This is a genomic window from Pseudomonas sp. MHK4 (genome assembly GCF_054600775.1).
On record NZ_BAAIAK010000009.1, the window covers coordinates 213,721 to 239,169 of the forward strand.

Sequence of the window (25,449 nt, forward strand, 5' to 3'; positions counted from 1 at the left end):
GCGAAGGCGGCATCAGCTACACCGCAGATATTCAGCCTTGCAGATACACCACATGAGTATGGGTGTACTCATACAAACCATGCTTGCCATCCGCCCCGCCAATCCCCGATTTACGCACCCCGGCATGGAACCCCTGCATCGCTTCGAAGTTCTCGCGGTTGACGTAGGTTTCGCCAAAATCCAGCTCGCGCATGGCGTGCAGGGTCTTGCTCAGGTCGCGGGTGTAGATCGACGAGGTCAGGCCATAGTCGCAGTCGTTGGCCAGGGCGATGGCTTCTTCCAGGTCATCGACGATCTGGATCGGCAGCACGGGGCCGAAGATCTCCTCGCGCATGATCTCCATGTCGGCGCGGCAGCCGGCCAGGACGGTGGGCTGGAAATGAAAGCCGTTCGGCAGGTCGGCAATCTGCCCGCCGCTGATCAGGGTGGCACCCTGGCTCAACGCCGTGCGGACTTTACGGTTGACGCTCTCCAGACCCTGGCGATTGATCAACGGCCCCATCTCCACGTCAGGTTGCGCAATCGGGTCGCCATAACGGGTGGCATTCATGGCGGCGGCGATGCGGTCGATGAATTGATCCGCCACCTTGCGTTCGACATACACCCGCTCGGCGCAATTGCACACCTGGCCGCTGTTGATGATCCGCGAATCGCGAATGGCCTTCACCGCCAGGTCGAGGTCGGCATCCGCCAGCACGATGGCCGGGGCCTTGCCACCCAGTTCCAGATTGAGCTTGGTGATGTTCGGTGCGGCGGCGGCCATGATCCGTGAGCCGGTGGCGACGCTGCCGGTGAAGCTGATCATGTCCACGCCTTTGTGCCCACTGAGCGCCGCGCCAACCTGGCCGTCACCGCACACCACATTGAACACGCCGGGCGGCAGGTCGGTTTCAGCGACGAGCCGGGCGAATTCGAAGCAGTTGTTCGGCGTTTCTTCGCTCGGTTTGATGACGATGGTGTTGCCGGTCAGCAGGGCCGGGGCCATCTTGCGGGCGATCAGGAAGAACGGGAAATTCCACGGCAGGATACCGGCCACCACCCCCAGGGGTTTGCGGAACAGGAAGATGTTTTCGTTCTGGCGGTCGCTGGTGATGATTTCACCTTCGATGCGCCGTGCCCACTCGGCCATGTAGTCGAGGTAGTCGGCGGTGAAGTTGACTTCGACTTCGGCCAGGCCGCTGATCTTGCCTTGTTCCAGGGTGATGGTGCGCGCCAGGTGCGCAACGTTTTCCCGCAGTTTGGCGGCGATGCGCCGCAGGTAGCCGGCGCGGTCATTTGCCGGTTTGCGCGACCAGTCCTTTTGCGCGGAGCGCGCAGCCTCGAGGGCGCGTTCGACGTCGTCGGTGGTCGAGGCCGGGACTTTTGACAGCGCGACCCCGGTGGCCGGGTTGATCACGTCGATGTGGGCAGCGCTGGCCACGAACTGGCCGTTGATGAAGTTTTCGTAGACAGGCACGGATGACATGGAACGACTCCTTGGCTGATCAGTAGGTACGCGACGGTGCGTGTTCGGTGGCCGGTGTGCGGTAGCGGGCGAGAGTGGCCATGGCGCTCTGGCGCAACAGGCTGATATCGATCGCCACTGCGATGAACTGGCAGCCCCAGCCCTGATAACGCCGCGCGTCTTCTTCGTTGGGTGCGAGGATGCCGCAGGCCTTGCCGGCCGCCAGTGTCGCGTTGACCGCATGTTGAATCCGTTCCTGAACTTCTGGATGACCGGGATTGCCGGCGTGGCCCAGACCGATGGACAGATCCGCCGGCCCGATAAACACCGCATCGACACCTTCGACGGCGGCAATCGCGGCGACGTTTTCCACGCCGAGCCGCGATTCCACCTGCACGATCAGGCACAGCTGTTCATGGGCGGTGTTCAGATAGTCCGGCACGCCGTCCCAGCGCGTGGCGCGGGTCAGGCCGCCGCCGACGCCACGGATGCCATGGGGTGGGTAACGCATGGCGCGGACCAGGGCCTGGGCCTGTTCGGCGGTTTCGACCATGGGGATCATCAGCGTCTGCGCGCCGATATCCAGCAGCTGCTTGATCAGGTTGGTGTCGCCATTCACGGCGCGCACGATGGGGGCTGTGGGGTAGGGCGCCACGGCCTGCAATTGGGCGAGTACGCCGGGCACTGTGTTCGGCGCGTGCTCACCGTCGATCAGCATCCAGTCATAACCGGTGGTGGCGACGATCTCGGCGGCGTAGCCGGTGGCGAACCCGGCCCAGATGCCGTATTGCGGCGCTGTTTTTTTCAGGGCGGCCTTGAAAGCATTGTGCGGCATGTTCATCACGAACTCCTGGCTCAGCGGCTATACGGCCGATGCAGTTGGCATTCCGGGTTGAGGGTCACGCCGAATCCTGGCTGGTCGAGGGCCGACAGGCGCATGCGGCCGTTCACCGGTACCGGTTCGCCGAGCAATTGCGGATGGAACATCGGCACCACCTCGTCGGCTTTCGGCGCCATCATCAGGAATTCGGCGAACGGGCTGTTATGCCGGGTGGCCACGAAGTGATAGCTGTACACCGACGAGCCGTGGGGAATGACCAGGGCGTTGTGGGCGTCGGCCAGGGCCGAGATCTTCACCAGTTCGGTGAGGCCGCCGCACCAGCCGACATCCGGCTGGATAATGTCGCAGCAACCCATCTCCAGCAGCATGCGGAAGCCCCAGCGGGTGGCTTCATGTTCGCCGGTGGTCACCAGCATGCCTTTGGGCACGTTGTTGCGCAGGGCCGCGTAGCCCCAGTAATCGTCGGGCGGCAGGGCTTCTTCGATCCACTTCAAGCCATGTTCGTGGGCGCCGACCGCCAGTTTGGTGGCGTAGTTGAGGTCCAGGCTCATCCAGCAATCGAGCATCAGCCAGAAGTCCGGGCCGACACGCTCACGCATGGCGGCCAGCTCTTCGAGGTTCTTGCGCAGGCCTTCTTCGCCTTCGGCGGGCCCGTGGTGCAGCGGCATCTTGCCGCCGATGAAACCCATTTTCTGTGCCAGGTCCGGGCGGGCGCCGGTGGCGTAGAACTGCAATTCATCGCGCACGGCGCCGCCGAGCAACTGGTGCACCGGCTCCTGGCGGATCTTGCCGAGCAGGTCCCACAGCGCCAGGTCGACCCCGGAAATCGTATTGATCACGATGCCTTTGCGCCCGTAGTACAGGGTCGATTGGTACATCTGATCCCAGATCTTTTCGATGTCGGTGACTTTCGCGCCTTCGAGGAATCGTGCCAGGTGTTTCTCGACGATGTAGGCGGCCGGTTCGCCGCCCGTGGTCACCGCGAAACCGACCGTGCCGTCGCTGGCTTCAATCTCCACCACCAGGGTGCCGAGCACGTTGATGCCGAAGGTGCGGCGGCTTTGGCGGTACTCCGGGTATTTGCTCATTGGCGTGGCAATGTGATCGTCGATCCAGTGGCCATCGGCCTGGTCGTGGTAATCCGCGCCGCCGCCTCGCAGAGTGAAAGCGCGGACGTGCTTGATGGTTGGAATGCCCATGGTGTGATTCCTTTTTTTAACGGCGGTCAGGTTTAAACGGTGGCCGGTTTGTTCGAAGCTTTATGGCCGGGCGAACGCACGCCCAGGACCAGCAACGCGGCGATGACGGTGGTGGCGGACAGCAGGTACAGGCCGGCTGCCGGAGAATGGAAGGCGCCTTCGGCCCAGTTCTTCAGCACCGGGGCGATGAAGCCGCCGAGGGCGCCGAATGAGTTGATCAGGGCAATGCCGGCCGCCGCGGCGCTGCCGGCGAGGTAACTGGAAGGGAAGGTCCAGAACACCGGTTGCACGGCGATGAAACCGGAGGCGGCGAAGCACAGGGCGACGATGCCCAGGAACGGACTGCTGAAGGTCACCGAACAGGCGATACCGGCGGCGGCCATCAGCAGGGTCAGGCTGGCGGTGCGGCGGCGTTCGCCGGTGCGGTCGCTGTAGCCTGGAATCAGGTAAGCCGCCACCAGCGCGCAAATCCATGGGATCGCCGTGACCAGCCCGACCATCAGCCCGACCTTGGTGCCGAGCAATCCGCCTACCTGGGTCGGCAGGTAGAACACCACGCCGTAGACGCTGGCCTGGATCAGCAAATAAATCAGGCACAGGTACAGCACCGAGGGCTGGCAGAGCACGTTGAGCAGGCTGCGCCCGTGATTCTGTTTGTGGCTGTCTTCCTGATCGAGCAGGCTCTGCACTTGCTCGCGTTCTTCGATCGTCAGCCACTTGGCGTCCGCCGGGCGGTTGTCCAGGTAAAAGTAAGCCCAGATGCCCACCGCCGTGGCCATCAGGCCTTCAACGGCGAATAGCCACTGCCAGCCGTGGAAACCGGCAAAGCCGTCCAGCTCCAGCAGCAGCCCCGACAACGGACTGCCGAAGATGAACGCCAGCGGCGCACCGAAGTAGAAGAAACCCATGGCCTTGCCGCGCACGGCGCTGGGGAACCAGTAGGTGAGGTACAGGATCACGCCGGGGAAGAATCCGGCTTCGGCCACACCCAGCAGGAAGCGCAGGACGTAGAAGCTGGTTTCAGTGTGGGCGAAGACCATGGCCGCGGAGACCAGGCCCCAGGTGACCATGATGCGGCACATCCACAGACGAGCGCCGACGCGGTGCAGGATCAGGTTACTCGGCACTTCGAGCAGCGCGTAACCGACGAAGAACACCCCGGCGCCGAAGGCGAAGGCGGCGTCACTGATGTTGGTATCGGCTTGGAAGGCTTGCTTGGCGAACCCGACGTTGGCGCGGTCGAGGAAGGCCATGATGTACATCAGCAGGAGAAACGGGAGCAGCCGCCAGGAAATCTTGGCGAGCAGAGGCGCGGGTAGAGTCTTCATCGCGGTTTTCCTTTGGTAGGGCATTTGTTCTTATGGGAAAGACTGTACGGCTGCTGATCGATGCGTTACAAATCGAATCTAGCTAACAACTGATACCCTCAGGGTATCGATGACAAGGCCCCTCATGACCACGCCCATCATCTCCCGCAGCCTGCTCAACCGCCTGCGCTACAAGCACCTGCACATGCTGGTAACGCTCAATTCCAGCCAGAACCTGCACCGCGCTTCGCAAAGCCTGAACATGTCGCAACCGGCCGCCACCCGCATGCTCCATGAAATTGAAGACATGTTTGGCTGCGACCTGTTCGAGCGGTTACCCCGGGGCATGCGCCCGACCGCGCTGGGTCAGGAGTTGATTCGTTTTGCCGAGTCGGCCATCAGTGGCCTTGACCGCTGCGCCGAGGACCTGATCGCGCGGCAACAGGGCGGTTACGGCTATCTGTCGATCGGCACCATCATGGGCGCGGCACCGGACCTGGTGATGGATTCGATTGCCGAGATCAAGGCGCTCAACCCACAGTTGCGGATTCGCATCATGGGCGACACCAGCGACCAGGTGATCCAGTTGCTGGAACAGGGCCGCATCGACCTGGCCATTGCCCGGCGCAATGCCGCCACCGACAGCGAGCACTATGAGTTCGAACAACTGGGCAACGAGCGCCTGCTGGTGGTGGTCCACGCCGGCCACCCGCTGGCCCGGCGAGACACACTGGAAATGACCGAACTGGTCAACGGCTGGCCGTGGATCCTGCAACCAGAAACCAGCCCGGCGCGCATCGGCCTGGATCAAGCCTTGCAGCGCCTGGCCTTGCCGCTGCCGGCGGACATTATCGAGTGCAGTTCGGTGTACTCCATGCAGCAGCTGATTCAACTGACCGACGCGATCATGGTCCTGTCGGAAACTGCATTGCGCGACTATCTTAAAATGGGGTTGGTGGTGGCGTTGCCGGTTGAGCTGGATGTGCAATTGGCGCCGTTCGGGATGTTGTTGCGCAAGGGCGAACACATCAGTCGGGAGCTGGGCCTGTTCATCGATCTGCTGCGTCGAAAAGCCGCGGTTTTTTGATTCCCTGGTCAGTTTTTTGTTTTCCGCGAGCGCATAAACCTTTAAAGTTAACCTTTCGGTCAGCTTTGCACTGTCATCACAGCCTTTTGCATCGTCAAGAAGGGCTTCTGCAAGACTCGAGATTTCCAGAACATAACCAGAAGGGCGGACCCCATGACCGCCCATAGGATGATCCATGTCCAACCGTGAAATATCCCGGCGCTCGTTCCTTCAGGGCGGGCTGGTGGCGGGTGTGAGCGTGACGCTTGCACCGCTCAGCAGTCAGGCGCTGGCAGCCTTGATGGAAAATAGCGTGACCGTGCCGTCCGAGCAGTGGCTGGGCAACAACGGCAAGGCGCGCGCTCGTAACGATGCCTTGTCCAAGGTCTGCGGCAGCAAGGTCTTCGCCCGCGACATCCGTGCCAAGGACATGCCGGGCTGGCCGCAGCAGCAAGGCCACGCCATGCTGCTGAAAACCATCAAGGCCGACCGCATCTACGCAGGCTATGACCTGTCGTGGCTCGGCGCCGACCTGCAGCCCGACCGCATCGTCACCGCCGACGACCTGGTCAAGGACGGTATTGTTTTCCCGGAAGAGCACGCGCCGGATCCGTTGCTGCCTGAAGGCAAAGTGCCGATGTTCATCGGCCACCCGGTGGCGATCCTGATCTGGAACGATTTCGAGCGTTTCCGCCAGGCCAAGAACAAACTCAAATTCAATGACAAGGCGATTCGTTACGGTGCGCAAGTGCCGTATTACGAAGGCGACCCCTATGGCAGCTTCCGCTACGTGCGCGTCGGCGGCCCGACCTCGGCCGACGAAGACGAGTTCGCCAGCCTCAAGGACTCGATCCTGTTCCCGATGCTGAAGAACCGTCGCCCGGTGTGGAATTCCCAGCCGAACCTGCACGGCAACCTGACCGAGCGCGGTCTTTTCTATGCCGACCGCATGAAGCAGCAGATCGATACGCCGCCGGACAACTGGCTGGTGTTCGACGAGCGTTACAAGACCCCGTCGATCGAGCCGGCGGCGATGGAGCCGGACAACGGCAACGGCTGGTACGACCCGGCGACCAAGACCCTGCACTTTGTGGTGGCGACCCAGTGCCCGCTGGAAGCTGCGACCGAGACCGCGAAGATGATCGCGCCGTCGCGTTTCGGCCTGGCCAACCTGAACATGCACCCCGGTTACACCGTTGGCTACGGCTCGAAAGACCACAACATTTTCGTCTACTACGCAGCCTTGGCGGCGTTGTACGGCGCCGGTGTGCCGGTGCGCCTGGCCAACGACCGCTACGAGCAGTTCCAGAGCGGCATCAAGCGTCACCCGTTCGACATCCGCTACCAGTTGGCCGTGGACAAGACCGATCACAGCTTCAAGATCTTCCGCGCCGAGATGAGCGTCGACGGCGGCGGACGGATCAACTACAGCCCGTCGGTGGCGGCAGTAGGCGCCACGGCGGCGCAGTCGATCTACTACATGCCGCAGAACGACCTGCAGGTCACCGCCTATCACTCGCGTGCCGTTGAAGCCGGGTCGATGCGTGGCTACGGCACCCTGCAGAGCATGGCGTCGACCGAGATGATGGTCGACGAAATCGCCGATCGCCTGGGCGTCGATGCCATTGAATTGCGCCGCAAGAACGCCCTGCGTTCGGGCATGAAAAACACCCAGGGCGCGGTCCCGGCCGGTGCCTTGCGCCTGCACGAAATTCTCGACAAGGCCGCGGTCAACGAAGTCTGGAAAAATCGCAACGCGATCAAACAGCAACGCGAAGCGGCCGACCCGGACCACTGGTATGGCGTCGGTTTCGCCATCTGCCAGAAAGACTTCGGCACCGGTTCCGAAGCGCCGATGGCCAGCATCGAATACACCGCTGATGGTCGCATCACCCTGCGCCACATCGGTATCGAAATCGGTACCGGCATGTCCACTTCCCAGGCGATGGTGGTGGCCGATTTCCTCGGCAGCCCGGCGCACGAAGTGAAGACCGGCGAAACCGAATGGAAAGAGCTGCAGCTGATCAGCGGCGGCAACCCGTACATCATGAGCCAGGCCGAACAGGACAACTTCCTGCGTAACCCGCGCTGGGTCGGCAAGGTCGCGTCGGCGTCGTCGGCGACCAACTCCGCCTACTACTTCAGCCACGCCACCCGTGAAGCGGCGCGCGTGCTGTTCAACCACGGTTTGTGGCCGGCGGCGCTGGAGATCTGGCGACAAGGCCCCTACGGCGGTCAGGCCAACCCTTACGTGGTGCGCCGCGAAGACGCCCATTGGGTCGACGGCAAACTCACCGCCAACGGCATGGAACCGCTGCCCTTCGAAGTGTTGGCCAAACGTGCCCACGAACGCGGCCTGGTCACCGGTGCCACGGTGCATGGCTTCAACCGCTGGAGCTGGGCCGAGGCCGAGTACAGCATCGATGGCGTGCGTGAACGCCTGCCGCTCGATGGCCTGGCGGTCAAGTACGGCGACGGCGCGCCCAATGCGAAGAAAGCGCAGATGAGCAGTGCCGGTTTCCATTTGCTGGATCGGCAGAACATCGCCTACCCGGCGACCCAGTTGAACAACGCGGCGGTGACTTACTACAGCCCGGTGGCGACGCTGGTGGAAGTGAAGGTCAACAAGGGGTCACACGAAGTGTCGGTGCTCAATCACCACTCGTGGGTCGAGTGCGGCCGCGTGCTGGTGCCGGAACTGGTCAAGGGCCAACTCGAAGGCGGCATCGCCATGGGCATCGGGCATGCCTTGATGGAAGAAATGCCGCTGTACGAAGGCGGGCCGGGGGAGGGCGACTGGAACTTCAACCGTTACCGCTTGCCGATGGCGCGGCACGTGGCGGTGTGGAAACAAACCGCGGAAATCCTCCCGCCATTGTCGCCGAGCGACCCGTCCAAGGGCATCGCCGAGGTGGTGATGATCCCGGTGGTCGGCGCCATCGGCAACGCCGTGGCCCACGCCATCGGCAAGCGCGTTCGCGACCTGCCTATCACTTCTGCACGCATCAAGGAGGCCCTCAATGGCTAACCGTCCGCTTCAACTGACCCTCAACGGTCAATCCGTCGGCCCGGTGGACATCCCTGATGACCTGCCGATGATCGACTACCTGCACGAGTACAAGAACCTCACCGGTTCGCGCCTGGGCTGCGGCCAGGGCATCTGTCATGCCTGCGTGGTGATCGTCGACAACCCCGACGGCACCAGCGAAGAAGTGCGCACCTGCATCACCGGCGCGCACTATTTCGAAGGCAAGAAAGTGCGGACGATCGAAGGGCATGCGACCCGTGACGAGCAGGGCAAGGTCACCGAACTGAACCCGATCCAGCAGCGCTTCGTCGATGAATTCGCCTTCCAGTGCAGCTACTGCGCGCCAGGTTTCGTGAATGCCGCGACGGTGCTGGTTGAGAAGTTGCAGCGTCAGCCGATCGTCAAGAGCCAGCTGGAAAAAGTCATCGAGGACAGCCTCGGTCATCACATCTGCCGTTGCACTGGATACGTGCGCTACTACAGCGCCACGCGCAACGTGCTGACCGATCTCGGCCTGGTCAAGGAGGGTTGAGCATGAAGCATCTTCTTACCCGCCTGGCGCTGGCGGTCGGCCTGGCTGCGCCTGTGTTGCTGGCGCAGGCGGACGACCAGGTGGCTCGTGGGGCTTACCTGGCCCGCGCCGCCGACTGCATGGCCTGCCACACCGCACCGGGTGGCGCGCCGTACGCAGGTGGCCTGCCGATCGTTTCGCCGTTCGGCACGATCTACGGCACCAACATCACCCCGAGCAAAGAACACGGCATCGGCCTGTACAACGATGACGAATTCTTCGCGGCACTCACCGAAGGCAAGCGTCGTGACGGCGCCAACCTGTACCCGGCGATGCCGTATACTTCGTATCACCTGATGCCGCGTGAGGATTCCGACGCGATCCACGCCTACCTGAAAACCGTCGCGCCGATCGAACGCGCCGCGCCTATCACCAGCCTGAGCTTTCCGTTCAATGTGCGTCTGGGCCTGATGGGCTGGAACATGATGTACGGCAAGGACATGAAGCTGGAACCGGCCGAAGGCAAGAGCGATGCCTGGAAGCGCGGCCAGTACATGGTCGACGTGCTCGGTCACTGCGGCGAATGCCACACACCGCGCGGCTTGCCTGGCGCGATGCAACAGGACAAGCGCATGACCGGCGGCATTCTCAACGGTTATCTGGCGCCGAGCCTGCTGGCCACTGACCTGGCTGCCCGTGGCTGGAATCACCAGGACCTGAGCTCGTTCCTCAAGCACGGCATGAGCGCCCAGGGCACCATGTTCAACGAGATGTTCCCGGTGTTCCACAACAGCACCCAGGGCCTCAACGACCCGGACCTGTCGGCGATGGCGACCTTCCTGCTCGGTGATCAACCACCGGCGGCGAAAGTCTTGACCGACGTGCCGCTGGACCAGCTCAGCGCCAGTGCCCAGCGCGGCCGTCAGGACTACCTGAACGTCTGCGCCGGTTGCCACGCGCCAGGTGGCGAAGGCAAGCCGCACATCGCCGTGGCCATGCGCGGCAATACCACTTTGCGCCTGGAAGATCCGCGCAACCTGGTGCGGGTGATCGACGATGGCATTGGCGAGCAGAAATTCTCCGGCTTCGAACACATGCAGCCGATGCCGGGTTTCGCGCAGAAGCTTAGTGATGAGCAGCTGACCAATCTGTTGAATTACCTGCGCCAGGGTTGGGGCGGTCAACCGGGTGACCTGGCCTTGGGCGATGTGCAGAAGCTGCGGGCCGATGCGCCGCCGCTCGAGCACAAGGCGCACTGACATGCAGCATCTGGATCTGCAAGTGGTGCGGCGGGCGCTGGCGTGGTCGACGGGCGGGCAGCGTGTCTGGCTGTGCACTGTGCTGGCCACCTACGGCTCGGCGCCTCGCGCGCCGGGTTCGTTGCTGGCGGTGAATGCCGGCGGGCAGTGGATCGGCTCGCTGTCCGGCGGCTGTGTCGAGGAGGACTTCCTCGCGCGCGTCGCCGAAGGTGCATTCGAGCAAGCGGTCTGCGTCGTGCGCTACGGCGAAGGCGATGACCCGCGCTCGCGGGTCAGCCTGCCCTGCGGCGGCGTGCTCGATGTGCTGGTGGAGAAGCTGGAGCCGGTTTGTGAGGTGCAGGCGCATCTGCGGGAGCTGGAATCGGCGCTATTGGGCCGGCGTCGGCTGATCCGTGAAGTCGACCTGGCCAGCGGCGCGCGCAGCCTGTTGGATGATCGCGAGCAGGGCGTGCGTGTCGAACGCGAGATCGATCGGGTCAGGCTGCGCATCGGCGCGGCGCAGCGCCTGTTGCTGGCCGGGTATTCCAGTGTGGCGCAGGCCTGTGCGGAGTTTGCCGTGACCCTGGGCTTCGAGGTGATTCTGTGCGATCCGCGGGACGAAGTGCTCGAAGGCGTGGTGCTGGATAACGTGGAGATTCGTCGTCAACTGCCGTCGGTGTTTATCGCCGACGGCGGCTGCCACAGCGACACGGCGGTGGTGGCGCTGACCCACGATCCGCGCATCGATGACCTGGCGATGATGGAAGCGGTGCGCACCGACGCGTTCTACATCGGCGTGATGGGTTCCCTGCAGACCTCGCAAAAGCGCTTCGAGCGGCTGCGGCGTATTGGTGGGCTGGGGGAGGCGGATCTGGCGCGGATCCATGCGCCTATCGGGCTCAACCTTGGCAGCAAGACTCCGGCGGAAATCGCCCTGGCGGTGCTCGCCGATATCCTGCGAATTCGCAGCGGGATCGCTCGCGATCGCCTCTGATGCAGGGCCTGTCAGGGGCCAGGCTGGTTTGGAACGAGGCTCGTCGCTGGATTGGACGAGCCTTTTTTGTTGGGCGTCATTCTTGACACTGTCCGGTCAGCTTCTCTAGGATGCTGCCCATGCGCCGATTTAAACAGCTACTTGCGGGGCGCCAGGTGACTTCATTCAGTTGCCGACAGAAGCTTGAAGCAAGCTTCGAAATACCGCTAAAGCGCTGGTTCGGTGTTGCCTCTCACCTGCCATGCAGACTTTTTGAGGCAGAGACACGACACGATGAATGCACTAAGCCCCGTTGTACGTCCCGCGCCGATCACGGCACATCTCACCCAGCGCAATCCAAAAATCCTGCTTGGCGGCAAACATCAGCCGACGCTCCTGCGTTACCTCGATGGTTGGCCACGGCGTACCGGTGGGCCCGCCGCCTTCCTGATCCAGTTTGTCGAAGACGGTGAATCCCTGGCGCGCTTTGCCACGGACAGTTTCGACCTGGCAGTGATTCAGTCGCCAAGCGTCGAAGACGCCCCGGAAATGATCCGCCAACTGACCCGCGTTGCCCGGCAAGGCTTGATTACCCGTCGCTGAAACTTACGGATAATCGATCGCCACGATATACACACACTGCTCACCCGTCGGTGTCTGGACCCGTACTTCGGCGTCCAGTGCCTTGCCGATCAGCGCGCGGGCCAATGGCGAGTCGATGCTGATCAGGCCCTGTTTCAAGTCCAGCTCATCCGGCCCGATGATGCGATAGCGCGACTCCTTGCCGTCCTCGTCCTCGATCGTGACCCAGGCGCCGAAGTAAACCTTGTTCGGGTCGCTGGGTTTTTCACTGACCACCTTGAGCGCCTCCAGGCGTTTGGTCAGGAAACGCACGCGGCTGTCGATCTCGCGCAGCATCTTTTTGCCGTAGGTGTACTCGGCGTTTTCCGAACGATCGCCCTGGGCTGCCGCTTCACTGACCGCTTGCGTCACCTGGGGGCGGCGTACGTGCCACAGTTCATGAAACTCGGCGCGCATCCGCGCTTCACCTTCGGGGGTGATCAGTGCGGTGCCGGCAGTACGGGGAGGGCGATAACGGCTCATGGCAACTTTTCTTCGAATCAGGAGCGCCTGAGTCTATCAACCCTCGCGCAAGACTGTCAGGGGGCTGGCGTTCAAGGCGCGCCGGGTGCCGAACACGCCGGCGCCGCCGATCAGCACGGCGCCGATCAACGGCAGCACCAGTAGCCATGGATGCGGATGCCAGGGCAGGTCAAAGGCGTATCGGTAGAGCACCAGGCTCACCACTTCCGAGCCCAGCGCCGCCAGCAAGCCGCTGACCGCACCCAGCAAGCCGAACTCGATTCGTCGCGCCTTCACCAGCAATTGCCGTTCGGCCCCCAGCGCGCGTAGCAGTGCGCCCTGGCGGATGCGTTCGTCCAGTGTCGCTTGCAGGCCTGAGAACAGCACCGCCATGCCCGCCGCCAGGACGAACAGCAACACGTACTCCACCGCCAGGGTGACCTGGGCGAGGATGCTGCGCAGTTGCGCCAGCAACGCCTCGACCTGCAGGATCGTCACCGCCGGAAAACTGCGCGACAGGTCGACGATCTGCTGGTCATGGCCCGCCGCCAGATAGAAGCTGGTGAGGTAGGTGGTCGGCAGATCCTTCAAGGTGCCGGGCTGGAAGATCATGAAGAAGTTCGGCTGGAAGTTGTCCCAGTTGATCTCCCGCAGGCTGGTGACTTTCGCCTCGCGATTGGCCCCGCCCACGGTAAACACCAGATGGTCGCCGAGCTTGAGTTTCAGGCTTTCGGCAACCTTGCCCTCCACCGATACGCCGGGGGTTTCATCCGGCGGTTGCGCAGGCCACCAGTTGCCTGCGGTGATCGTGTTGCCCTCAGGCAGGTCGGCCGCCCAGGTCAGGCTCAGGTCACGCTGGATTGCCCGGTCCCCCGCGGATTCCTTGGTGACGATTTGCTGCACCGGTTCGCCGTTGATGCTGATCAGCCGTCCCGGGACCACTGGATACAGTGGCGCCGATTGCGCCGACAACGAGAACAGGCGGTCGGTGAACGCCTGCTTGTCCGCGGGCAGGATGTTCAGGGCAAAGTAGTTCGGTGCGTTCTTCGGCAACTGATTCTGCCAGGTGTCCAGCAACTCGCCGCGTAGCAGGGCGATCAACGCCATCGACAGCAGGATCAGGCCGAATGCCAGGGCCTGCCCCGCGGCTGCCAGCGGATGGCGCAGCAATTGGCCCAGCCCCAGGCGCCACGGCAGGGAAGCACGGGCCAGCAGGCGGCGCAGGCTTTTCAACAACAGCAACAGCAGGCCGCCCAGTACCAGTGCCGCGACCACGCCGCCGCCGAGCAGGGCGAAGGTCAATACCAGGTCCAGGCTCAGGCGCCACATGATCAGCCCGAGGGCGCCCAACGCGGCGCCGTAGACCATCCAGGTACTGGAGGGAATCGGCAGCAGGTCCCGGCGCAATACGCGCAAGGGTGGAACCCGACCCAGCGCGGCCAGCGGCGGCAGGGCAAAACCAGCCAGGGCCACCAGCCCGGTGCCGATTCCGGCGATGGCCGGAAACAGGCCGCCCGGTGGTACGTCGCTCGGCAGCAAGTCATGCAGCAGGGCAAACAGTCCCAGCTGCGCCAGCCAGCCAATGACGGCGCCACTGAGGCTGGCGAGCAGGCCGAGTACGGTCAGTTGCAGGCTGAACAGCACCATGGTTTCCCGACGGGACAGGCCAAGGCAACGCAACAGCGCGCTGGCGTCGAAACGGCGAGTGGCGAAGCGGGTCGCCGACAACGCCACGGCCACCCCGGCCAGCAGCACTGCCACCAGGCTGGCCATGTTCAGGTAGCGCTCGGCCTTGCCCAGGGCGCCGCCGATCTGCCGGTTGCCATCGCGGGCATCCTGGATCCGCTGGTTGGCTGCCAGGCCGGGTTTGATCAATTGGCGATAGGTTTCCAGCGCCGGGGCATCGCCGCGCCAGAGTTCGCGGTAGCTGACCCGACTGCCCGGTTGCACCACGCCAGTTGCCTGCAGGTCACTGAGATTGATCAATACCCGCGGCGTCAGGCTGTAGAAGTTGCCGGCGCGGTCGGGCTCGTAGGTCAGCACCCGCGCCAGCTTTAGGGTTTTCATGCCGACATCGATGCTGTCGCCAATCTTCAAGTCCAGCGCCGTCAGCAACCGTGCCTCGACCCAGGCCTCACCGGGTTTCGGCCCGCCGCCGATTTCTTCCGGGGCGAAAGGCGCAGGGGCGCTTTTCAGTTCACCGCGCAGTGGGTAGACGTCGTCGGCCGCCTTGATGCTGGAGAGCTGGATGGCGTTATCGGTGGCGATGACGCTGGAGAACTCCACCACTTGCGCATGCTGCAGGCCCAACTCGGTGCCGCTTCTGATCTGTTCGGGTCGCGGCGGCGAACTGCCTTCGAGCAGCAGGTCAGCACCGAGGAACTCGGTGGCGCGCAGCATCATCGCGCCATTCAGGCGGGAACCGAAGTAACCGATGGCGGTACTCGCCGCCACGGCCACGACCAGGGCGAAGAACAACACGCGCAGTTCACCGGCGCGGGCGTCGCGCAGCAACTGGCGGATGGCGAGACTGAACAGGCGCAACAGCGGCAGGCGTGCCATCAAGGCTCCAGGGGGGCGACCAGCAGGCCGGCTTCAAGACGGATCAGGCGCCGGCAGCGGTGTGCCAGGCGTTCATCATGGGTCACCAGCACCAGGGTCGTGCCGCGCTCCTGGTTGAGTTCGAACAGCAGGTCGCTGATGCGCTCGCCGGTATGACTGTCGAGGTTGCCGGTGGGCTCGTCGGCGAACAGCACATCGGGTTCGGCGGCAAACGCGCGGGCAATCGCCACGCGCTGTTGTTCACCGCCGGAGAGCTGGCGTGGCGAGTGGGTCAGGCGTTGCCCAAGACCGACCCGCTGTAACAGCTCGGTGGCGCGGACGCGGGCATCCTGGCGGCCATCAAGCTCCAGCGGCAGCATGACGTTTTCCAGGGCGTTGAGACTGTCGAGCAGCTGGAATGACTGGAAGACGAAGCCCACATGCTCGGCACGGATGCGTGCGCGCTGGTCTTCATCAAGGTTGCTCAGGCCTTGTCCAGCCAGGGTGACTTCGCCGCTGCTCGGCAGGTCAAGTCCGGCCAGCAGGCCGAGGAGGGTGGATTTGCCGGAACCGGAGGCGCCGACGATGGCGAGGCTGTCGCCCTTGTTCAGTTCCAGGCTGAGTTCGTGCAGGATAGTCAGTTCACCTTCCGCGCTGGCGACCACTTTGCTGAGGTTCTTCGCGGTGAGAATGCTTGCGCCCATGGAGAATCCGATGCGTGTGTGGTTTTTGAGTGCTGGCCTGGCCATGATGTGCATGGCCCAGAACGCAGCGGCGGGTACAGTCCTGATCGTTGGCGATAGTATCAGCGCCGGTTTCGGGCTGGATACCCGGTTAGGGTGGGTGTCGCTGCTTGAGCAACGGCTCAAGCGCGAAGGTTTCGACGATAAGGTGGTCAATGCGTCCATCAATGGCGACACCAGTGCCGGAGGCCAGGCGCGCCTGCCGGCGCTGCTTGCAGAGCATAAGCCTGATCTGGTGATCCTTGAATTGGGGGGCAATGACGGCCTGCGCGGTTTGCTCCCATCACAATTGCAACAAAATCTTGCGTCGATGATTCAGCAATCCCAGCAGGCGGGCGCCAAGGTGCTGCTGCTCGGCATGCAATTGCCGCCCAATTACGGCGCTCGATACACCAAGGCCTTCACCGAGGTTTACAGCAACCTGGCCGATGAGAAAAAAATCCCGCTGGTGCCGTTTTTCCTCGAGGGCGTGGGCGGTCATCCGGACTTGATGCAGGCCGATGGCATACACCCGACACCCGGGGCCCAGGACAAGTTGCTGGAAAATGTCTGGCCTACGCTAAAACCGCTGTTATGACACTTTTCTAGGAGCAGGCTTTCGGCTAAGGTGGCGCCCCCGATTTGGAGCCCCCGATGCCGCGTTCTGCCTGGTCACTATATGCCTATCAACTGATCGAGCCTGACGAACAGCTGGATCTGTTCGCCTGCCAGGAAGTGCGGGTACACCTGGTGACCCGACAACTGGAGCTGGGCGGCTCGGCCGACCGGACGCTGTGCGGCAGCCTGCTGCCGGCTCAGCCACGTTGGTCGAACGTCGATCGCCGGGTATTCCAGGACCAGCGCCTGTGCTCGTTGTGCCGGGCCATTCTCGAGTCGCAGAAGCGCGGCACGTCGCCGATCTGGCCGGAGCTGCGGTTCGAGCTTTGATCATTTCTGCGGTGACGGCGGCTTGGTTGGCGGGTGAAAACCCTGTAGGAGCTGGCTTGCCAGCGAAGGCGGCCTCATGGCCGACCAATCTCCCACAGATGTACTCCGCTCAAACTGTAGGAGCCGGCTTGCTGGCGATGGTGGCCTCATAGCCGACCCATCTCCTGTAGATGTACTCCGATCAAACTGTGGGAGCTGGCCTGCCGGCGATGACGGCCTTGAAGCCGACCTATGTTTTGTTGACCGCGTACATATCCATCCCTTCGGTAACGGCCACTTATGGTTTCACCCTTACCTGTAGGAGCGAGCTTGCTCGCAAAAACGTCTGGACACCGCATTCATTCAGGCAGCGCACGTCATCGTTGACGACCATCGCTGGCAAGCCAGCTCCTACAGGTAAGGGGCAGGCCATAGACGGCCGTTTGCGCAGCAATGGATATGTACTCCATCAACAAACAATAGGCCCACAGGAAATGCCTTGCATCGCCTACGATGCCCCCGACCTCCCCGAAATAACGGCCGGCGGTGTACAATCGCGTTCTTATACCCTCTGTCGATCATGCAAAGGATTTTCCGGATGTTGCCGCGCTTTCCCGCCGTCACCCGCTGCCTGACACTTGCCGCTCTCTGTGTGGCGGGCCCTGTCGCAGCATTGGAGCTACCCCTGCCACCGCCTGGTGAAGACATCGTCGGTCAGGTACAGGTGATCAAGGCCAAGTACGAAGATACCTTCGCCGACCTGGGCACGACCTACGACCTGGGTTATTCGGAAATGGTGGCGGCCAACCCTGGCGTCGATCCATGGCTGCCTGGCGCCGGCACTGAAGTCGTGCTGCCGACCCGCTTCATCCTGCCGCCCGGCCCGCGTGAAGGCATTGTCATCAACCTGGCCGAGTACCGCCTCTACTACTTCCCGAAAGGCAAGAACGTGGTGTACACCTTCCCGCTGGGTATCGGTCGTGAAGGCTGGGGCTCGCCGATTGCCCACACCAGCATCATCGCCAAGACGCCGAACCCGACCTGGACGCCTCCGGCGTCGATCAAGGCCGAGCATGCCGCCGATGGTGATCCGCTGCCCAATGTGGTGCCGGCCGGCCCAGACAACCCCCTGGGGCCGTTCAAGTTCACCTTGGGGACACCGGGCTACCTGATCCACGGCTCGAACAAGAAGTTCGGCATCGGCATGCGCACCAGCCACGGCTGCTTCCGCATGTTCAACAACAACGTGCTGGAAATGGCGGGCATGGTGCCGGTCGGTACGTCGGTGCGGATCATCAACGACTCCTACAAGTTCGGCTTGAGTGGCGGCAAGGTTTACCTGGAAGCGCACACGCCGCTGGACGACAAGGGCAACCCGTCGGTGGTCGACAAGCACACTGCCGTGATCAATGCGATGCTCAAGCGTGAAGACATCACCAACAACCTGCGCATGAACTGGGACGTGGTGCGTGATGTTGTCGCGGCCGAAGATGGCCTGCCGGTGGAAATCGGCGTACCGAACACGACCTCGCCGATGGTGTCGAGTGCACCGATCGACCCGCTGCAGTAACATTTGAAAAAAACCCGCCGATGCAGGCCGCATCGGCGGGTTTTTTATTGCCTTCAGGAAACAGCAGGCAATAAAAAAGCCGACCCAAAAAATGGGTCGGCTTGATAACAATCCCGAAGGATTATTACTTGCGGCTAGCTTTGTCCAGCATGCGCAGAGCACGCTCGTTAGCTTCGTCAGCAGTCTGTTGTGCTTTTTGAGCAGCAGCCAGAGCTTCATCAGCTTTACGGTAAGCTTCGTCTGCACGAGCCTGGGAGCGAGCAGCTGCGTCTTCAGTAGCGGTCAGACGTGCTTCGGTTTCTTTCGATGCGCTGCTGCAACCGGTAGCCAGAACTGCGGCCAGAGCCAGAGCAGAGAATTTCAGAACGTTGTTCATCGTGTTCCCCTTCAAGGACTTTCTATTAAGTGGCTGTCTCCTCCGATTGAGGAAATAGCCGGCGTACATACTACCCATTACTTGTCGTAAGTAAACTGACGTGTAGCAAGAAGCAAAAAAAATTGTAGGCGTTGATTCTTTTTCGAGCAACTTTTAACTGCGTTGTATAAAAAATATCCAGCTAGAAGGCCCGAGATGAGCGAGCTGCCAAGGAAAAGTTCCCCATGCTCAAAGCTCTTTTTCCGGTCTTGGCTAAAGTCCGTCTAGATGGATTCGTCTACACTTTTGTTCGGAATTTGCGCGGCGCTTCTCATATCTTTCTCCATGTTTCAGGTGACTTTAACGAGGGGCGTTCGTCTTATGTCTCAACATCCGGCGATGTTCAGGCTACCGACCGCCGCAAGACCCTCGGTCGAGCTGTTCCTGCGTTATACACGGCAGTACCGCCAACCAGCATGATGACGAGCGAACCTTGAGCATTTCTGCCAATGGCGCCTACTATTTGTACGTGCTCGGTTGCGCGAGATCGGTGTAGCTTTTCTCGGTGTCGATTCAGGCACGGGGTGGCGTAGTTGTTCCTTCGCCGGAAAAACATCGGTAAGGTAGGGGTCAGAAATCCAGACCCGCGAGGAGTAGTGATGAGCGAGGCGTTGTCCATCCACCATGACCAGGCTGGTCATCAATTCGAGACCAATGTGGACGGTCATCGTGCCTACCTGACCTATATGGATCTGGGGAAACAGACCCTGGATATCTATCGCACGTTCGTGCCCAACGCATTGCGCGGTCGCGGCATCGCCGCGGCCCTGACCGAGCAGGCGCTGCAGTACGCCGAGGAAATGGGCTATACCGTCATTCCCTCGTGCTCCTACGTCGAGCGCTACATGGAGCGTCACCAGCGTCATGCTGCCAAGCTGAGCCAGTGACCTGCAACGAAACGGATGCATAAAAAAACGCCGGGCTTAGCCCGGCGTTTTTTTGTCTGCGGCAAACGCCGATCAGGTGCGCTCGCGTTTTGGCAGCACATCCTTGAGTTTTGCATGCATGCTGCGCAAGGTGTTCTCAGTGGCCGTCCAGTCGATGCAGGCATCGGTGATCGACACGCCGTATTGCAGATCGGCGAGGTCTTTCGGGATGGCCTGGCAGCCCCAGTTCAGGTGGCTTTCGACCATCAGGCCGATAATCGACTGGTTGCCTTCGAGGATCTGGTTGGCGACGTTCTCCATCACCAGCGGTTGCAGGGCCGGGTCCTTGTTGGAGTTGGCGTGGCTGCAATCGACCATGATATTGGGCTTGATCTTCGCCTTGTTCAGCGCCTGCTCGCAGAGGGCGACGCTGACCGAATCGTAGTTCGGCTTGCCGTTGCCGCCGCGCAATACGACGTGACCGTAGGCATTGCCCTTGGTGGTGACGATCGACACGCCACCTTCCTGGTTGATACCCAGGAAGCGGTGCGGGCTGGAAACCGATTGCAGGGCGTTGATCGCCACGGTCAGGCCGCCATCGGTGCCGTTCTTGAAGCCGACGGCCGAGGACAGGCCGGAGGCCATTTCCCGGTGAGTCTGGGATTCGGTGGTGCGCGCGCCGATGGCCGACCAGCTGATCAGGTCCTGCAGGTATTGCGGGGAGATCGGGTCGAGCGCCTCGGTGGCGGTCGGCAGGCCCATTTCGGCCAGGTCCAGCAACAGCTGGCGACCGATATGCAGGCCATCCTGGATCTTGAACGAGTCGTCCAGGTACGGGTCGTTGATCAAGCCTTTCCAGCCAACGGTGGTGCGTGGCTTCTCGAAATACACGCGCATGACCAGATACAGGGTATCGGACACTTCCGCCGCGAGAACCTTCAGGCGCTCGGCGTACTCGTGGGCCGCCTTGATGTCGTGGATCGAGCAGGGCCCGATGACCACGAACAGGCGATGGTCGGTGCCATCCAGAATGTTGCGAATGACTTCGCGGCCCTTGGTGACGGTGCGCAGGGCGGCATCGCTCAGGGGGATATCACGCTTGAGCTGGTCGGGAGTGATCAGCGTCTCGTTGGAAGCGACGTTTAGGTCGTTGATCGGTAAATCAGCCATCGTTTACTCGTCAGGTCACGGGTGCCGGCCGCCAGCGAACCCGCGCGGCGGAGCACAGCAAATTAAGCGCGTCGGGGAACGGAACCTTAGCGCGTTACACCGTGGCTCGACAATGGGCTGGCCCGGTTTAATCCAGCACAGCCTGCGCAAAAGCCCTGCGAACTGTGTCGTGGGAGAACTCGTCGGCATGTTGCTGGACCCACTCGAGGGCCAGGGCCTGGATATCCTGCAGATCGTTATGAGCATCATGCTGGCGGCAGTAGCGCTCGATCTGGCACACCTGCTCGCCCATGCGGGCACTGAAAAGCGTCTGTTCGTCGACGAAGGCAATGCCAACCAGGTAGCCGCGCTTACGTCGCAGGCACCAGGCCACGTAGCCCAGAAAGCACATGTCCGGGTTCAGGCTCGGCATGCGCACCTCCAGCGCCGTACCGTGGCGCCAGGCGCGGTGATAATTGCAAGCCATGCCCCCGAGGCTGATAGTGTGCAGCTGTTGCCGGGAAATGCACTCCGGTTTGAGCAACGTCAACTCGACAGGTATATCGTCAGGATGAGGAAGAAAACGTCCCATGAGCACGGACTCCATGTGTCGGCCATCTGACATTGTTTCCCCCAGTATAGTGGTCGAATTGGAACTGACCGATTTCGACGCCGACCAACGGCTGCTGGCAATGAGCGGCGTATCGCTGGTGATTTTCACCAGTGTCGGCTGCGCCAGTTGCCGTTTTGCCCGCGGGCAGTTGCCCGCGCTCGATCTGGATGTCGATCGATTGTGCTGGATCGACGCCGGCAACAATGGCGGGGTGGTCGAGCGATATCAGGTCTTTCACTTGCCGGCGCTGTTTGTCGTACGCGACGGCGAATTCTTCGGGGCACTAAAGTCGCGCCTGACCCGCACCGAGCTGAACACGGCCTTGGGGCAGGCGCTCAGTAGAACAGCAGAGGAGTTGCCATGACCGGAGCAGTTGCCAAGCCGAGAATCGGCATAATCGGGACCGGTGCCATCGGCGGGTTCTACGGGATGATGCTGGCGCAGGCCGGCTTCGATGTGCATTTTCTGTTGCGTAGCGAGTTTGCCGCGGTGGCCGAGCGCGGGTTGCAACTGCACAGCGCCGTGCATGGCGCGCTGACGCTGAATCCGGTGCAGGCCTATTCGGCGGCCGAAGACATGCCACCCTGCGACTGGTTGCTGGTCGGCGCCAAAACCACCAGTAACCGCGACCTCGCGCCGGCCATTGTGCAAGCCTGCGCGCCGAATGCCAGGGTGCTGCTGTTGCAAAATGGCCTGGACGTCGAAGACAGCCTGCGTGAACTGCTGCCCGACGCGCTGCATGTGCTGGGCGGGCTCTGCTATATCTGCGTCCATCGCCAGGGGCCTGGTGTCATTACCCATCAGGCGCTGGGGGCGGTGCATGTCGGCTATCACAGCGGGTCGGCGTCCGGTCAGCATGACCGTGCAGCCATTGTCGAAGAGGGCGTCGGGCTGTTCCATGCAGCCGGCATCGACGCCCAGGCCATGGCGAACCTGCACCAGGCGCGTTGGCAGAAACTGGTCTGGAATATCCCCTACAACGGCCTGTCGGTGCTGCTCGGTGCGAGCACTACGCCGCTGATGGCCGATGCTGACAGTCATGAGTTGATCAGGTCGCTGATGGCCGAGGTGATCCAGGGCGCAAACGCCTGCGGTCACGAGGTGCCAGCCAGTTATGCCGATCAGCTTTTGCAGGTGACGCAGCGAATGCCCGACTACTGGCCCAGCATGTACCACGATTTCCTGCACAAGCGGCCGCTGGAACTCGAGGCCATATACGCCCGCCCACTGGCTGCGGCGAAAGCCGCCGGTTGTGACATGCCACGCATCGAGGCGATGTATCGCAGCTTGAGCTTCATCGAACGACGTAATACCTGAGTCGATCAATCAGAGGGGGAAGGGGGATGCCAAAGTCCATAGACGACAAACTGGTGCTGGCGATTTCTTCGCGAGCGTTGTTCGACCTGAGCGAAAGCCACAAGGTCTATCTGTCGAGTGGTGTCGAGGCCTACCGGCAATATCAGATCGAGCACGAAGACGAAATCCTCGAGCCCGGTGACGCCTTCCCGCTGGTGCAGAAACTCCTCGCCCTCAATGCCCACCTCGGCCGCGCCCGGGTCGAGGTGATCCTGGTGTCGCGCAACAGCGCCGACACCGGCCTGCGCGTATTCAACTCGATCCACCACTATGGCCTGGCGATTTCCCGTGCGGCGTTCGTCGGCGGGCGCAGTCCGTATCCGTACCTCAAGGCCTTTGGCTGCGATCTGTTTCTTTCGACCCATGCCGAAGACGTGCGCAGTGCGCTGGATGCCGGGTTCGCCGCGGCGACCATTCTGTCCGGTGGCGCCAGCCGTGCGGCCAGTGATGAACTGCGCATTGCCTTTGACGGCGATGCCGTGCTGTTTTCCGATGAGTCCGAACGCGTCTATCAGGCCGGTGGCCTGGAAGCGTTCCAGGCCAGCGAGCGCGAAGCGGCCCGCGAACCCTTGCGTGGTGGGCCATTCAAGGGCTTCCTCGCCGCTCTCAATCTGCTGCAGCGTGAATTCCCGGATGACGCCTGTCCGATTCGCACGGCACTGGTCACGGCGCGCTCGGCGCCAGCCCATGAGCGGGTGATCCGCACGTTGCGCGAGTGGGATATTCGCCTGGATGAATCGCTGTTCCTCGGTGGCCTGACCAAGTCGGCCTTCCTTGAAGCCTTTGCCGCTGACGTGTTTTTCGACGACCAGGCCGGCCATTGCGAGTTGGCCCGTGAAGTGGTCGCCACCGGCCATGTGCCACATGGCATAAGCAACGAGCAAAAGGTTTAAGCCCGCCGTTCAAGGTGTTACGCCGGACGTCGTACTCGCCAAGGCACTGCTAAGCTGAATCAATCTCCGCCATGTTGGCACGCGAGGAGGTCATATGATTCGCTCGATGCTGTATGCCACTGACCTCGGGCTGTACGCACCTGTGGTGATGCAGCATGCCCTGGAATTGGCGCGAACATTCAATGCCGACCTGTATGTGGTGCACGCCGTCGAACCCATGGGGCTGTTTGCCGAATCGGTGCTGCAGAGCTATCTCGACGAGCAGGCGTTGAACGAATTCCATAGCCAGGGTCTTAACACCGTGATCGCCAGCATCGAGCAGCGGGTGCTCGACAATTTCCGCGAGGAGCTGGGCGACGAGGGCGAGCAGGACCTTGAGCGGATCAAAGCGGTACGAGTGCTGCAGGGCGATCCGTCGCAGGTGATCCTCGACCAGGCGCAGAAGCTCTCGGTGGATTTGCTGATCGTAGGCAGCCACAGCCATGGTGCAGGTGCGGAAACACCCTTGGGCCGGACCGCCGCACGGGTGTTGCAACTGTCGACGGTACCGGTCTACCTGGTGCCGCTGGTGCAACGTCGTCGACAAGGGGATCGCTAGAACACGAATAATGGCGTTTTGATAAAAAGTTCTAGATTTATTCTTCAAACCATTAATATAGTTATATACCGTCGCTGATGCCCGTGGCGTCTACCTGCTTTGAGGGATTGATATGAAGCTCCAACAACTGCGCTACATCTGGGAAGTGGCGCACCACGACCTCAACGTTTCCGCTACAGCCCAAAGTCTCTACACCTCTCAGCCGGGCATCAGTAAACAGATCCGCTTGCTGGAAGACGAACTGGGCGTCGAAGTGTTCGCCCGCAGCGGCAAGCACCTGACTCGCGTTACTCCGGCCGGTGAGCGCATCATCACCACCGCTGGCGAGATCCTGCGCAAGGTCGAAAGCATCAAGCAGATCGCCCAGGAGTTCTCCAACGAGAAGAAAGGCACTCTGTCGATCGCCACCACCCACACCCAGGCGCGCTACGCCTTGCCGCCGGTGATCAGTAATTTCATCAAGCAGTACCCGGATGTTGCCCTGCACATGCACCAGGGTTCGCCCATGCAGATCGCCGAAATGGCCGCTGATGGCACCGTGGATTTCGCCATTGCCACCGAAGCCCTCGAGCTGTTCGGCGACTTGGTGATGATGCCTTGCTACCGCTGGAATCGCTGTGTGGTCGTGCCCCAGGGACACCCGCTGACCAAGCTCTCGAAACTGACCCTCGAAGCCCTGGCCGAATACCCGATCGTGACCTATGTGTTCGGTTTCACCGGCCGTTCCAAGCTCGACGAAGCCTTCAGCCACCGCGGCCTGACGCCCAAGGTGGTGTTCACCGCCGCTGATGCCGACGTGATCAAGACCTACGTGCGCCTGGGCCTGGGTGTGGGGATCGTGGCGAAAATGGCGGTCGACACAAAGCTCGACAGCGACCTGGTGGTGCTCGATGCCAGCGAACTGTTCGAGTCCAGCGTGACCAAGATCGGCTTCCGCCGCGGTACCTTCCTGCGGGGCTTCATGTGCGACTTCATCGAGAAGTTTGCCCCGCACCTGACCCGCGAAGTCATGGCCAAGGCCATCCAGTGCCACAACAAGCAGGAGCTGGAAGAGCTGTTCGACGGCGTCGAGTTGCCCGTTCACTGATAGCACGTCCTGCCGCGTCGGC

At 62.0% G+C, this 25,449-nt stretch carries 26 protein-coding genes; 16 read left to right on the plus strand and 10 right to left on the minus strand.

Annotated features, from left to right (window positions below; all coding sequences use genetic code 11):
• Window positions 1-31: 31 nt before the first annotated feature.
• The 4 genes from aldA to ACYP2Q_RS22280 are packed head-to-tail and all read right to left on the minus strand — an operon-like array spanning window position 32 to window position 4,812.
• Window positions 32-1,465 (minus strand): aldehyde dehydrogenase, encoded by a 1,434-nt coding sequence (gene aldA, locus ACYP2Q_RS22265; protein ID WP_459732482.1) that lies wholly within the window; start codon window positions 1,463-1,465, stop codon window positions 32-34.
• Window positions 1,466-1,484: 19 nt separating this feature from the next.
• A complete protein-coding gene (locus tag ACYP2Q_RS22270) occupies window positions 1,485-2,285 on the minus strand; it encodes an aldolase/citrate lyase family protein (RefSeq protein ID WP_459732483.1) in 801 nt (266 codons plus the stop codon).
• A gap of 14 nt (window positions 2,286-2,299) precedes the next feature.
• Window positions 2,300-3,484, minus strand: coding sequence for an L-rhamnonate dehydratase (gene rhmD / locus ACYP2Q_RS22275; protein ID WP_459732484.1), 1,185 nt, complete (start codon window positions 3,482-3,484; stop codon window positions 2,300-2,302).
• Between the two features lie 32 nt (window positions 3,485-3,516).
• A complete protein-coding gene (locus ACYP2Q_RS22280; RefSeq protein WP_459732486.1) occupies window positions 3,517-4,812 on the minus strand; it encodes an MFS transporter in 1,296 nt (431 codons plus the stop codon).
• Window positions 4,813-4,936: 124 nt separating this feature from the next.
• Here ACYP2Q_RS22280 and ACYP2Q_RS22285 point away from each other — a divergent pair, with 124 nt between their 5' ends.
• The 6 genes from ACYP2Q_RS22285 to ACYP2Q_RS22310 all read left to right on the plus strand — a co-directional run bounded on the left by ACYP2Q_RS22285 (window position 4,937) and on the right by ACYP2Q_RS22310 (window position 12,210).
• Window positions 4,937-5,878, plus strand: a complete 942-nt coding sequence (locus ACYP2Q_RS22285) for a LysR family transcriptional regulator (RefSeq protein ID WP_459732487.1) — start codon at window positions 4,937-4,939, stop codon at window positions 5,876-5,878.
• A gap of 175 nt (window positions 5,879-6,053) precedes the next feature.
• Window positions 6,054-8,885 (plus strand): xanthine dehydrogenase family protein molybdopterin-binding subunit, encoded by a 2,832-nt coding sequence (locus tag ACYP2Q_RS22290; protein WP_459732488.1) that lies wholly within the window; start codon window positions 6,054-6,056, stop codon window positions 8,883-8,885.
• Window positions 8,878-9,417 carry a (2Fe-2S)-binding protein gene (locus ACYP2Q_RS22295; protein ID WP_007982256.1) on the plus strand — a complete coding sequence of 180 codons (540 nt, stop codon included), beginning with the start codon at window positions 8,878-8,880 and terminating at the stop codon, window positions 9,415-9,417. The genes ACYP2Q_RS22290 and ACYP2Q_RS22295 overlap by 8 nt, the downstream gene beginning before the upstream one ends.
• A gap of 2 nt (window positions 9,418-9,419) precedes the next feature.
• Complete coding sequence (locus ACYP2Q_RS22300; protein WP_459732489.1) at window positions 9,420-10,655, plus strand: c-type cytochrome; 1,236 nt, start codon at window positions 9,420-9,422, stop codon at window positions 10,653-10,655.
• 1 nt (window position 10,656) lies between these two features.
• Complete coding sequence (locus ACYP2Q_RS22305; protein WP_459732490.1) at window positions 10,657-11,628, plus strand: XdhC family protein; 972 nt, start codon at window positions 10,657-10,659, stop codon at window positions 11,626-11,628.
• A 273-nt stretch (window positions 11,629-11,901) separates the two neighbouring features.
• On the plus strand, window positions 11,902-12,210 hold the full coding sequence (locus tag ACYP2Q_RS22310) for a class I SAM-dependent methyltransferase (RefSeq protein ID WP_459732491.1): 309 nt from the start codon (window positions 11,902-11,904) through the stop codon (window positions 12,208-12,210).
• Window positions 12,211-12,213: 3 nt separating this feature from the next.
• Here ACYP2Q_RS22310 and greB read toward each other — a convergent pair whose 3' ends face one another.
• From greB to ACYP2Q_RS22325, 3 genes are read right to left on the minus strand one after another with little or no spacing between them, the layout of a single operon-like run.
• Window positions 12,214-12,711, minus strand: a complete 498-nt coding sequence (gene greB, locus ACYP2Q_RS22315; RefSeq protein ID WP_459732493.1) for a transcription elongation factor GreB — start codon at window positions 12,709-12,711, stop codon at window positions 12,214-12,216.
• A 36-nt stretch (window positions 12,712-12,747) separates the two neighbouring features.
• Window positions 12,748-15,252: an ABC transporter permease gene (locus tag ACYP2Q_RS22320; protein ID WP_459732494.1), complete on the minus strand. Its 2,505-nt coding sequence runs from the start codon at window positions 15,250-15,252 to the stop codon at window positions 12,748-12,750.
• The gene (locus ACYP2Q_RS22325) at window positions 15,252-15,935 is read right to left on the minus strand and encodes an ABC transporter ATP-binding protein (protein ID WP_459732496.1); all 684 of its coding nucleotides are present in this window, start codon (window positions 15,933-15,935) and stop codon (window positions 15,252-15,254) included. Before ACYP2Q_RS22325 ends, ACYP2Q_RS22320 begins: the two co-directional genes overlap by 1 nt.
• A 10-nt stretch (window positions 15,936-15,945) precedes the next feature.
• Here ACYP2Q_RS22325 and ACYP2Q_RS22330 point away from each other — a divergent pair, with 10 nt between their 5' ends.
• The 3 genes from ACYP2Q_RS22330 to ACYP2Q_RS22340 all read left to right on the plus strand — a co-directional run bounded on the left by ACYP2Q_RS22330 (window position 15,946) and on the right by ACYP2Q_RS22340 (window position 18,450).
• The gene (locus tag ACYP2Q_RS22330; RefSeq protein WP_459732497.1) at window positions 15,946-16,551 is read left to right on the plus strand and encodes an arylesterase; all 606 of its coding nucleotides are present in this window, start codon (window positions 15,946-15,948) and stop codon (window positions 16,549-16,551) included.
• 56 nt (window positions 16,552-16,607) lie between these two features.
• On the plus strand, window positions 16,608-16,901 hold the full coding sequence (locus ACYP2Q_RS22335) for a hypothetical protein (RefSeq protein ID WP_008055299.1): 294 nt from the start codon (window positions 16,608-16,610) through the stop codon (window positions 16,899-16,901).
• Between the two features lie 577 nt (window positions 16,902-17,478).
• Window positions 17,479-18,450, plus strand: a complete 972-nt coding sequence (locus ACYP2Q_RS22340) for a L,D-transpeptidase family protein (RefSeq protein ID WP_459732499.1) — start codon at window positions 17,479-17,481, stop codon at window positions 18,448-18,450.
• A 124-nt stretch (window positions 18,451-18,574) separates the two neighbouring features.
• Here ACYP2Q_RS22340 and oprI read toward each other — a convergent pair whose 3' ends face one another.
• Window positions 18,575-18,826, minus strand: a complete 252-nt coding sequence (gene oprI / locus ACYP2Q_RS22345) for an outer membrane lipoprotei OprI (RefSeq protein ID WP_003199355.1) — start codon at window positions 18,824-18,826, stop codon at window positions 18,575-18,577.
• A gap of 224 nt (window positions 18,827-19,050) precedes the next feature.
• On the opposite strand from oprI, the gene ACYP2Q_RS22350 reads away from it, so the two are divergent.
• Together ACYP2Q_RS22350 and ACYP2Q_RS22355 are read left to right on the plus strand one after the other, a co-directional pair.
• Window positions 19,051-19,302: a hypothetical protein gene (locus tag ACYP2Q_RS22350; protein ID WP_459732501.1), complete on the plus strand. Its 252-nt coding sequence runs from the start codon at window positions 19,051-19,053 to the stop codon at window positions 19,300-19,302.
• Window positions 19,303-19,464: 162 nt separating this feature from the next.
• The gene (locus tag ACYP2Q_RS22355; protein WP_020800382.1) at window positions 19,465-19,752 is read left to right on the plus strand and encodes a GNAT family N-acetyltransferase; all 288 of its coding nucleotides are present in this window, start codon (window positions 19,465-19,467) and stop codon (window positions 19,750-19,752) included.
• A gap of 72 nt (window positions 19,753-19,824) precedes the next feature.
• Here the strand turns inward: ACYP2Q_RS22355 and ACYP2Q_RS22360 are convergent, their stop codons facing one another.
• Both ACYP2Q_RS22360 and ACYP2Q_RS22365 read right to left on the minus strand, forming a co-directional pair.
• Window positions 19,825-20,901 (minus strand): 3-deoxy-7-phosphoheptulonate synthase, encoded by a 1,077-nt coding sequence (locus ACYP2Q_RS22360; RefSeq protein ID WP_419709140.1) that lies wholly within the window; start codon window positions 20,899-20,901, stop codon window positions 19,825-19,827.
• Between the two features lie 127 nt (window positions 20,902-21,028).
• Window positions 21,029-21,472 (minus strand): PilZ domain-containing protein, encoded by a 444-nt coding sequence (locus ACYP2Q_RS22365; protein WP_459732503.1) that lies wholly within the window; start codon window positions 21,470-21,472, stop codon window positions 21,029-21,031.
• On the opposite strand from ACYP2Q_RS22365, the gene ACYP2Q_RS22370 reads away from it, so the two are divergent.
• From ACYP2Q_RS22370 to cysB, 5 genes are all read left to right on the plus strand, one after another.
• On the plus strand, window positions 21,471-21,857 hold the full coding sequence (locus ACYP2Q_RS22370; protein WP_459732504.1) for a thioredoxin family protein: 387 nt from the start codon (window positions 21,471-21,473) through the stop codon (window positions 21,855-21,857). The genes ACYP2Q_RS22365 and ACYP2Q_RS22370 overlap by 2 nt on opposite strands.
• Entirely contained in the window at window positions 21,854-22,810 is a 957-nt protein-coding gene (locus ACYP2Q_RS22375; protein ID WP_459732505.1) for a putative 2-dehydropantoate 2-reductase, read from the plus strand. Before ACYP2Q_RS22370 ends, ACYP2Q_RS22375 begins: the two co-directional genes overlap by 4 nt.
• Window positions 22,811-22,836: 26 nt before the next feature.
• Complete coding sequence (locus tag ACYP2Q_RS22380; protein ID WP_323606806.1) at window positions 22,837-23,742, plus strand: 5'-nucleotidase; 906 nt, start codon at window positions 22,837-22,839, stop codon at window positions 23,740-23,742.
• Window positions 23,743-23,836: 94 nt separating this feature from the next.
• Window positions 23,837-24,340 (plus strand): universal stress protein, encoded by a 504-nt coding sequence (locus tag ACYP2Q_RS22385; protein ID WP_459732506.1) that lies wholly within the window; start codon window positions 23,837-23,839, stop codon window positions 24,338-24,340.
• Window positions 24,341-24,452: 112 nt separating this feature from the next.
• On the plus strand, window positions 24,453-25,427 hold the full coding sequence (cysB, locus tag ACYP2Q_RS22390; RefSeq protein ID WP_008049066.1) for an HTH-type transcriptional regulator CysB: 975 nt from the start codon (window positions 24,453-24,455) through the stop codon (window positions 25,425-25,427).
• The last annotated feature ends 22 nt before the right edge of the window (window positions 25,428-25,449 follow it).